This window comes from Actinosynnema sp. NPDC059335, assembly GCF_042752395.1.
GTDB lineage: Bacteria > Actinomycetota > Actinomycetes > Mycobacteriales > Pseudonocardiaceae > Actinosynnema.
The window spans coordinates 1-10,811 of the sequence record NZ_JBHYXZ010000224.1; the positions used below are offsets into that span (position 1 = coordinate 1).

The following is a 10,811-nucleotide window of genomic DNA, read 5'->3' on the forward strand; positions in this document are numbered from 1 at the left end:
GCGCCGCCCCCGCGCGCCCCCGGCCACCCCCCGGCGGAGCGGGGGGGGGGCGCGACGGTGACCACCGCCGCCGTGGACGTCGCGGACCGCGACGCGGTCGCCGCACTGCTCGCCGGCGTCCCCGCCGAGCACCCGTTGACGGCCGTGGTGCACGCCGCGGGCGTCCTGGCCGACGCAACGGTCGACACGCTGACCGACCGGCAGCTCGCCGACGTGCTGCGCCCCAAGGCCGACGCCGCCCGCGTCCTGCACGAGCTGACCGCGGACCTCGACCTGACCGCGTTCGTCCTGTTCTCCTCGGTGTCCGGCATCGTCGGCGCCGCGGGCCAGGCCAACTACGCCGCCGCCAACACCGTGCTCGACGCCCTCGCCCACCACCGCGCCTCCCGTGGCCTGCCCGGCGTCTCGCTGGCCTGGGGCCTGTGGGACGGCAGCCACGGCATGGGCTCCCGGCTGACCGGCGCGGACCTCGACCGGTGGGACCGGGCCGGTGTCCGGCCGCTGACCCCCGACCAGGGCCTCGCCCTGTTCGACGCCGCCCTCGCCACCGGCGACCCGCTCGTGGTGCCCGCCGCCCTGTCGCCGGCCCGGCTCGGGCGCACCGGCACGCCGGTCCCGCACCTGTACCGGGCGCTCGTCCGCACCCCGGCCCCGACACCGCCCGGCGGGTGGGCAGGCCGGGTCGCGGCACTGACCGGGTCCGCCCGGTCCGACGCCGTGCTGGACCTGGTCCGCGCCGAGACCGCGGCCGTCCTGGGTCACCCGGACGGGAGCACGGTCGACCCGCGACGCACCTTCAACGACCTCGGCCTCGACTCCATGGCGGGCGTGGACCTGCGCAACCGGCTGGGCACGGCCACCGGCCTGCGGCTCGCCGCCACCGCGATCTTCGACCACCCCACGCCGACCCGGCTGGCCGCGCACCTGCTGTCCCGCGTCACCGAGGAGACCCCGTCGCCGGCCGCCCGCCCCGTGACGCGGGCGCGGGAGGACGACCCGGTCGTGATCGTCGGGATGGCGTGCCGCTTCCCCGGCGGCGTGTCGTCGCCGGAGGAGCTGTGGCGGCTGGTCGCCGACGGGGTCGACGCGGTGGGGGAGTTCCCGACCAACCGCGGTTGGGACCTCGGCCGGCTGTACGACCCGGACCCGGAGCGGATCGGCACCTCCTACACCCGCGAAGGCGGGTTCCTGCACGACGCGGACCTGTTCGACCGCGAGCTGTTCGGTCTGTCCCCGCGCGAGGCCGCCGCCACCGACCCCCAGCAACGGCTGCTGCTGGAGACGGCCTGGGAGGCGTTCGAGAGCGCGGGCATCGACCCGGAGTCGTTGCGCGGCAGCAACACCGGGGTGATCACCGGCGCCATGTACGACGACTACGCGTCCCGGCTGCCCCGCACCCCCGGCGAGTTCGAGGGGTTCCTCCTCGCCGGCAACCTGTCCAGCGTCCTGTCCGGACGGCTGTCCTACACCTACGGCCTCCAGGGACCGGCGATCACCGTCGACACGGCGTGCTCGTCGTCGCTGGTGGCGCTGCACCTGGCCGTCCGGTCGCTGCGGTCGGGGGAGTGCGACCTGGTGCTCGCGGGCGGCGTGACCGTGATGAGCAGCCCGAACACCTTCGTGGAGTTCTCGCGGCAGCGCGGGTTGGCGCCGGACGGCCGCTGCAAGTCCTTCGGCGCGGGCGCGGACGGCACCGGGTGGTCCGAAGGCGTGGGCCTGGTCCTGGTCGAACGGCTGTCCGACGCCCGGCGTCGCGGTCACCGGGTGCTGGCGGTGCTGCGGGGGAGCGCGGTCAACCAGGACGGCGCGTCCAACGGCCTCACCGCGCCCAACGGCCCCGCGCAGGAAGCGGTGATCCGCGCGGCCCTGGCCGACGCGGGCCTAGCACCGTCCGATGTGGACGTGGTGGAGGCGCACGGCACCGGCACCGTGCTGGGCGACCCGATCGAGGCCGAGGCGCTGGCGGCGGTGTACGGCAAGGGCAGGCCCGCCGACCGCCCGCTGTTCGTCGGTTCGCTCAAGTCCAACATCGGCCACGCCCAGGCCGCCGCGGGGATCGGCGGCGTGATCAAGATGACGGCGGCCCTGGCGGCGGGCGTGCTGCCGCGCTCGCTGCACGCCGAGCCGCGGTCGCCGCACGTCGACTGGGACGCCAGCGGGCTGTCCGTGCTGTCCGCCCCACGGGAGTGGCCCGCCGTGGAGCGGCCCCGACGTGCCGGCGTGTCGTCGTTCGGCATCAGCGGCACCAACGCGCACCTCGTCCTGGAACAGGCGCCGGACGCCGACCAGGAACCCGCCGGGGTCGTGGGCGCGGTGCCGTGGCTCGTGACCGGGCGGACCGAGCAGGCCGTGCGCGCCCAGGCCGCCCGCCTCGCCCGGCACGTCGAAGCCCACCCGGAGCTGTCCGCCGCCGACATCGGCTACACGCTGGCCGCCGGCCGGGCCCTGCTCGACCACGGCGCCGCGGCCGTCGGCGCGGACCGCGCATCGCTGCTGCGCGGCCTCACGGCCATCGCCCGCGGCGACATCGCGCCCGGCCACCGCGACGGGGCGGCGAAGACGGCCTTCCTGTTCACCGGGCAGGGCAGCCAGCGGCCGGGCATGGGCGCGGACCTGTACGCGACGCACCCCGTGTTCGCGGCCGCGCTGGACGAGGTGTGCCGGCACCTGGACCCGCGCCTGCCCCGCCCGCTGCGGGAGGTGCTGTTCGCCGAGGCGGGCACGCCCGGGTCGGAGCTGCTGGCGCGGACGGAGTTCACCCAGGCCGCGCTGTTCGCCGTCGAGGTGGCGCTGTACCGGGTGTTCGAGCACTGCGGGATCACCCCCGACTTCCTGCTGGGCCACTCCGTCGGCGAGGTCGCGGCGGCGTGCGCGGCCGGCGTGCTGTCCCTGCCCGACGCGTGCGTGCTGGTCGCCGAGCGCGGCAGGTTGATGCAGGCGGCCCGCGCCGGCGGCTCCATGGTCGCGATCGAGGCCGACGAGGAGGCGGTGCGGGACTCGCTCACGCCGCACGGCGGCCGGGTCGTCGTCGCGGCCGTCAACGGGCCGCGTGCCGTGGTGATCTCCGGTGACGCCGACGCGGCGGCGGAGGTCGCGGCGGCGTGGCGGGAGCGGGGTGTCCGCACCTCGGCCCTGTCGGTGTCGCACGCCTTCCACTCGCCGCACATGGACGAGGTGCTGGACCGGTTCCGCGCCGTCGTGCGCGGGTTGGCGTTCCACGCGCCGCGCATCCCCGTCGTCTCCAACCTCACCGGCGCGCCCGGCGCGGACCTGACCTCGCCCGACTACTGGGTGCGGCACGTGCGCGAGGCCGTGCGGTTCGCGGACGGCGTGCACCACCTCGCCGAAGCGGGCGTCACGACGTTCGTCGAGCTGGGCCCGGACGCGGTGCTGACCGCGCTGGCGCGGGAGTGCCTGGCCGGCCGCGCGGCGGAGTTCGTCCCGACCCTGCGCCGCAACCGGCCCGACGCCGAGGCCACCGCGCGGGCGCTCGCCGCGCTGCGGCTGCGCGGCGCCGACCCCGACTGGCGGGCCGTCTTCCCCGGCGCGCGGCTGGTGGCCCTGCCCACGTACGCGTTCCAGCGCGAGCGGTACTGGCTCCAGGCCGAGGAGGGCGCGGTCGACGCCGACGGGCTCGGCACGGGCCACCCGCTGCTGGGCACCGCGGTGCACCTCGCCGACCGGGACGTCCACGTCTTCACCGGACGGCCCGCCACGCACACCCACCCGTGGCTCGCCGAGCACGCGGTGGGCGGCGACGTCCTGCTCCCGGCGACCGCCGTGGTGGAGTTGGCCGCCTGCGCGGGCGGGCACGCCGGCACGCCGGAGGTCGCCGAGCTGACCCTCTCGTCGCCCCTGCTCCTGCCCGCCTCCGGCGCGGTCCAGGTCCAGGTCGTGGTCGGCGAGGCCGACGACGCCGGGCACCGCGGGTTCACCCTGCACGCGCGGCCCGACGACGGCCCGTGGACCCCGCACGCGACGGGCACGCTGGCCCCCGCGTCCGCCGACGCGGGCGAGTGGCTGACCTCCTGGCCGCCCGCCGACGCCGCCGAGGTGCCGCTGGACGGCCTCTACGACACCCTGGCGGACGCCGGGTACGGGTACGGGCCCGCCTTCCGCGGCCTGCGCCGGGTGTGGCGTGCCGGCGACGAGCTGTTCGCCGAGGTCGTCCTGCCCGAGCAGGTGCGGCCGGAGGCGCGCCGCTACGCCGTGCACCCCGCCCTGTTCGACGCGGCGCTGCACCCCCTGCTGCTCGACGCGGGCGTGGAGCCGCCTCGGGTGCCCTTCGCCTGGACCGGCGTGCGCACGCACGCCCGCGGTGCCGCCGTGCTCCGCGTCCGGCTCCGGGTGCGGGGCGACGAGGCGTCGCTGACGCTGGCGGACGGCACGGGAGCGCCCGTCGCCGAGGTCGGGTCGCTGCTGCTCCGACCGCTCGGACGCCGGGCTCCGCGCACCGACGGCCTGTTCCGCGTCGAGTGGGTCGGTGTCGACCTGCCCGCTTCGGACGCCGTTTCGGCGCACACCGACGACCTGACCGGGTTCTTCGCCTCGGTGGACGCCGGCGCGCCGGTCCCCGAAACGGTGGTGCTGGCCGCCGTCTCCGGTGAGGGCGACGTCCCCGTGGCGGCGCGCGCGGTGCTGGGCCGGACGTTGCGCGCGGTGCGGGCGTGGCTGGCCGACGAGCGGTGCGCCGGCTCGACGCTCGTCGTCGTGACGCGCGGCGCGCTGGCCACCGCCGGCGAGGACGTGACGGATGTGGCCGCCGCCGGCGTCTGGGGCCTGGTGCGCACGGCCCAGACCGAGAACCCCGGCCGGATCGTCCTGGCCGACCTGGACACCGACACCGTGCCCGCCGCGCTCGCCTCCCCGGGCGAACCACAGCTCGCCGTCCGCGCCGGCCGGGCGCTGGCACCCCGTCTCGTCCGGGCCGACACATCGCGCGAGGCGGTGCGTGACGGTCGGGCGCAGGTGCCGGCCGATACGTCGCCTGCGGCGGTGCGTGGCGGTCGGGCGCAGGTCCCGGCCGACGCCTCGCCCGAGGCGGTGCGTGGCGGTCGGGCGCAGGTGTCGGCCGATGCGTCCCCCGAGGCCGTCCGGTGGGACCGGGGCACGGTGCTGATCACCGGCGCGACCGGGGCGCTGGGCGCCGTCCTGGCCCGCCACCTGGTCGCCGCGCACGGGGCGCGCCGACTGCTGCTGGTCTCCCGGCGCGGCGCGGACGCGGCCGGAGCCGACCGGCTGGCCGCCGAACTCGCCGAGCTGGGCGCGGGAGTCTCCTTCGCGGCCTGCGACGTGGGCGACCGCGACGCGCTGGCGGCCGTGCTCGCCGCCGTCCCGGCCGAACACCCGCTCAGCGCGGTCGTGCACGCGGCGGGGGTGATCGACGACGCGGTGCTCACCGACCTGACCGAGCAGCGCCTCGACGCGCCCCTCGCCGCGAAGCTCGACGCCGCCTGGCACCTGCACGAGCTGACCCGGGACCTCGACCTGTCCGCGTTCGTGCTCTACTCCTCGGTCGCCGGCCTCCTCGGCACCGCAGGCCAAGCCGCCTACGCGGCCGCCAACAGCTTCCTCGACGCCCTCGCCCAGCACCGCACCGCGCTCGGCCTGCCCGCCCGGTCCCTGGCCTGGGGGCTGTGGGCGGAACGCGGTGAGCTGAGCGGCCACCTCGCCGAGACCGACCTGCGCCGGCTGGCCCGGATCGGCCTGCGGCCGCTGCCCACCGCCGACGCCCTCGCCCTGTTCGACGCCGCCGTCCCCGCCGGGGACGCCGTCCTGGCCGTCGCCCGCCTGGACACCGCCGCCCTCCGCGCGGGCGACCACCTGCCGCCACTGCTGACCGGCCTCGCGCCGCGGCCCCGCACCGCCACGCCCGACCCCGGCGCCACGGTCGCCGCCCTGCCCGAGACCGAGCGCGAGCGGGTGTTGACCGACCTGGTGCGCGGGCACGTGGCGACGGTCCTCGGCCACGGCGACCCCGCCGCGATCGCCGTCGACCGGCCGTTCCGCGACCTCGGCCTCGACTCGCTCACCGCGGTCGAGCTGCGCAACCTGATCGGCCGCGGCACCGGGCTGCGGCTGCCGCCGAGCCTGGTCTACGACCACCCCACGCCCGCCGCCGTGGTCGGGCACCTGCGCGAGCTGATCGCCGCCGGGACCACCGCCCCGGCGCGCGACTCGCTCGCCGCCCGGCTCGGCGACCTCACCACCGCCGTGCGGGAAGCGGCCGCGGACCCCGCCGGGTTCGAACGGGTCACCGCGGAACTGCGCGCCCTGCTCGACGCCGCCGAGGCCGCCGCGGGCCGACGCGCACCCCGCGACGAGGAGGCCGACCCTCGCGCACGCCTGGAGTCCGCGAGCGACGAGGAGCTGTTCGCCCTGGTCAACGACTTCACCTGACCCACGCGCCACCGACCACCGAACCCGGACGGGCAGCACGACGCCGGAGAGCTGAGATCCACATGGCTGACGAAGAGCAACTGCGGGCCTACCTGAAGAAGGCCATCGCCGACGCGCAGGGCTACCGCGCGCGGTTGCGCGAGGCCGAGGAGAGGGATCGCGAGCCGATCGCGATCGTCGGGATGGCGTGCCGCTACCCCGGAGGGGTCGCCTCGCCGGAGGACCTGTGGCGGCTGGTCGCCGACGGGGTGGACGCGGTCGGCCCGTTCCCGGACGACCGCGGCTGGGACCTGCCCGCGCTCTACGACCCGGACCCCGACGCCGTCGGCACGTCGTACGCGCGGGAGGGCGGCTTCCTGCACGACGCCGCCCACTTCGACGCCGGGCTGTTCGGCATCTCCCCGCGCGAGGCGCACGCGATCGACCCGCAGCAGCGGCTGCTGCTGGAGGTCGCGTGGGAGACGTTCGAACGCGCGGGCCTGGACCCCGCGTCGCTGCGGGGCAGCCGCACCGGCGTGTTCGTCGGCGCGATGTACGACGACTACGCGTCCCGGCTCCAGCCCGCGCCCCGCGACTACGAGGGGTACCTGAGCGCCGGCAGCGCGGGCAGCGTCGCCTCCGGGCGGATCGCCTACACCTTCGACCTCAAGGGCCCCGCCGTCACGGTGGACACGGCGTGCTCGTCCTCCCTGGTGGCCCTGCACCTGGCCACGCGGGCGCTGCGGCGCGGCGAGTGCGGCCTGGCGCTCGTCGGCGGCGTGACGGTCATGGCCACGCCCACGTCGTTCATCGAGTTCAGCCGCCAGCGCGGCCTGGCCGCCGACGGCCGCTGCAAGGCGTTCGCCGAGTCCGCCGACGGCACCGGCTGGGCCGAGGGCGCGGGGCTGCTGCTGGTGGAACGCCTGTCCGACGCGTTGCGCAACGGCCACGAGGTGCTGGCCGTCATCCGGGGCTCGGCGGTCAACCAGGACGGCGCGACCAACGGCCTGACCGCGCCGAACGGCCCGGCCCAGGAGCAGTTGATCGAGCAGGCGCTGGCCGACGCGGGGGTGTCCGCCGCGCAGGTCGACGTGGTGGAGGCGCACGGCACCGGCACCCGGCTCGGCGACCCGATCGAGGCGGGCGCGCTGCTGGCCACCTACGGTCGCGCCCACACGGCGCAGCGCCCGCTGCGCCTGGGCTCGCTGAAGTCCAACATCGGGCACACCCAGGCCGCCGCCGGGGTCGGCGGCGTGATCAAGATGGTGCAGGCGCTGCGGCACGGCGTCCTGCCCGCGACCCTGCACGCCGACCGGCCGACGCCGCTGGTGGACTGGTCCGAGGGCACGGTCGCGCTGCTGACCGAGCGCGTCGCGTGGCCCGACCACGGGCACCCGAGGCGGGCGGCGGTGTCGTCGTTCGGCATCAGCGGCACCAACGCCCACGTCATCCTCGAACAGGCGCCCGCGCCCGCCGACGCCGAGCCGTCCGCCCCGCCGTCCGCCCCCGCCGACGCCGAGCCGTCGGCTTCGCTGCCCGTCGTGCCGGTCCTGCTGTCGGCGGGCAGCGCCGAGGCGTTGCGGGCCCAGGCGGAACGGCTGCTGGACCACCCGACCGAAGACCTGACGTCGTTGGGCTTCTCCCTCGCGACCACGCGCGGCGGGCTGCGCCACCGCGCGGCGGTGCTCGCGGCCGACCACGCGGGCCTCACGGCGGGCCTGCGGGCCATCGCCGCCGACGAGCCCGCGCCCGACGTGTTCCGCGGCGCGGCCGGCGAGGGCAGGACGGCGTTCCTGTTCGCCGGCCAGGGTTCCCAGCGCCCCGGCATGGGCCGGGAGCTGTACCGGGCGTTCCCCGCCTACGCCACCGCGTTCGACGAGGTGTGCGACGTCCTGCGCCCGCACCTCGACCGCCCGCTGCGCGACGTGGTCTTCGAGGGGTCCGCGCTGAACCGGACGGAGTGGACGCAGCCGGCGGTGTTCGCCTTCGAGGTCGCGTTGTCCCGGCTGCTGGGGTCGTGGGGCGTGCGGCCCGACGCCGTGCTCGGGCACTCGGTGGGCGCCATCGCGGCCGCCCACGTGGCGGGCATCCTCTCCCTGGACGACGCCGCCGCGCTCGTGGCCGCCCGGGGCCGCGCCATGGGCCGGCTGCCCGAGGGCGGCGCGATGGCGGCGGTGCGGGCGAGCGAGGAGCGGGCCGCCGCCCTCATCGCGGGCCGTGAGGACGTGCTGGCCGTGGCAGCGGTCAACGGGCCGGAGGCGACCGTGCTCTCCGGTGACCGCGACGCGCTCGCCGCCGTCGTCGCCGACTTCCGGGCGGGTGGCGGCACGGCGACGTGGCTGCGGGTCAGCCACGCGTTCCACTCGCCCCTGGTCGACCCGGTGCTCGCCGAACTGCGCGAGGTGGCCTCGCGCATCACTCCCCGCGCACCGCGGCTCACGTTCGTGTCCGACCTGACGGGGGAGCGTGCCGAACCCGGTGACCCGGACTACTGGGTGCGCCACGCCCGCGGCGCCACCCGCTTCCGGGACGGCATGGCCGCCCTGGTCGCCCTGGGCTGCACCCGCTTCCAGGAGGTGGGCCCCGGCGGCGACCTGGCCGCGCCCGCCGCCGAGTGCCTGGCCGCCGCGGGCGCGTCGGGCACCCCCGTGCCGTCCCTGCGGCCCAACCGGCCCGAGGTCGGGACGGTGCTCACCGCGGTGTCCCGGCTGCACGTGGCCGGCCAGGCGGTCGACTGGGCGGCGGTCTTCGCCGGCCGCGGCGCCCGGCGCGTGCCGCTGCCCACGTACGCGTTCCAGCGCGAGCGCTACTGGCTGCCCACGCCGAAGTCGTCCGGGCCCGCCGACGTCCGCGCGGTCGGCCTCACCCCGACCGGGCACCCGCTGCTGGGCGCGCTGGTCGAGCTGCCGGGGTCGGGGGACGTCGTGCTGGCCGGCCGGCTGTCACTCGCCGAGCACCCGTGGCTGGCCGACCACCGGGTCGCGGGCGCGGTCGTCGTGCCCGGCACGGCCTGGCTGTCGGTGGCCGGCTCGGCGGCCCGGCAGGTGGGCTGCGACCTGGTCGAGGAACTGGTCCTGGAAGCGCCGCTCGTGCTGGACGAGGACGCGGACGTGCAGTTGCGGGTGACCGTGACCGCGTCGCGCGCGTTGACCGTGCACGCCCGCCGCGCGGGCGACGCGGAGTGGACCCGGCACGCCACCGGCACGCTCGCGACCGGGCCCGCCGAACCGCCCGCCGAACCACCTGCCGACCTGCGCGCCTGGCCGCCGGACGCCGAACCCGTGGCGCTGGACCACCTGTACGCGGACCTGGCCGCGAAGGGGTTGGCCTACGGGCCCGCGTTCCGCGGCGTCCGCGCCGTGTGGCGTCGCGGCCGGGAGGTCTTCGCCGAGGTGACCCTGCCCGCCGACCGCCCGCACGACTACCCGGTGCACCCGGCCCTGCTCGACGCCGCCCTGCACCCGGTCGCGCTGGGCGGGTTGGCAGACGACGACGGCACGCTGCTGCCCTACGCCTGGTCCGGCGCCCGCGTGGCGGCGCCGGCGGGCGAGACCCTGCGCGTCCGCCTGGCCCCGGCCGGGCCGCGGGCGATCTCGATCGAGGCGGCGGACGACACCGGGCGCCCGGTCGCCTCCATCCGGTCCCTGGCGCTGCGCCCCATGCCCGGCAGCCGGGCCGACGGCCTGCTCTTCCCGTCCTGGACCGCCCTGCCGGACCTGCCGGCCGCCGCCCCCGGCCGGTGGGCGGTCATCGGGGACGACGGCCTCGCCGCCGCGCTGCGTGCCGCCGGCTGGACCGTGGACGTCCACGCCGACCACTCGACGGTGGCGGACTCCCCGACACCGGACGGCATCCTGCTGGCCTGCCCCGCCGCCGGCCCGGACGCCGTGCGCGAGGCGCTGTACCACGTCCTGCCGGTCGCCCACCTGATCACCTCCGACGACCGGTCGGCGGACGCGCGGCTGGTCGTGCTCACCCGCGGGGCCGTCGCCGTGCACGGCGACCAGCAGCGGGACGGGCTGGCGCACCGGGCCGTCTGGGGTTTCGTGCGGGCGCTGCACGCCGAGCACCCCGGTCGGTTCGCCCTGGTGGACGTGGACGACGAACCCGCCTCCCGCCACGCCCTCGCCGCGGCGCTCGCGACGGGGGAACCGCAGCTCGCCCTGCGCGCGGGCACCGTCCACCGGCCGACGCTCACCGCCGCCGAACCCGGCGCGCTGCCGACACCGCCCACCGGGCACTGGCGGCTGGACCACGTCGGCCGGCGGACGTTCGCGGACCTGGCCCTGGCGCCGTGGCCGGAGGCCGGCGAACCGCTCGGGCCCGGCCGGGTGCGCGTCCGGCTGCGCGCGGCCGGGCTGAACTTCCGGGACGTCCTGCTCGCCCTCGGCGTGATCCCGCCGTCGGTCGACCCGGACGCCACGTCCTCCGGC

Annotated in this window: 2 protein-coding genes; both read left to right on the top strand. The window is 77.7% G+C overall.

Annotated elements, in window-relative coordinates; all coding sequences use genetic code 11:
- Window positions 1-57: 57 nt before the first annotated feature.
- Window positions 58-6,399: an SDR family NAD(P)-dependent oxidoreductase gene (locus ACFXGA_RS37610; protein ID WP_378097089.1), complete on the top strand. Its 6,342-nt coding sequence runs from the start codon at window positions 58-60 to the stop codon at window positions 6,397-6,399.
- 56 nt (window positions 6,400-6,455) lie between these two features.
- On the top strand, window positions 6,456-10,811 hold a 4,356-nt coding region (locus ACFXGA_RS37615; protein WP_378097092.1), incomplete at its 3' end, for a beta-ketoacyl synthase N-terminal-like domain-containing protein.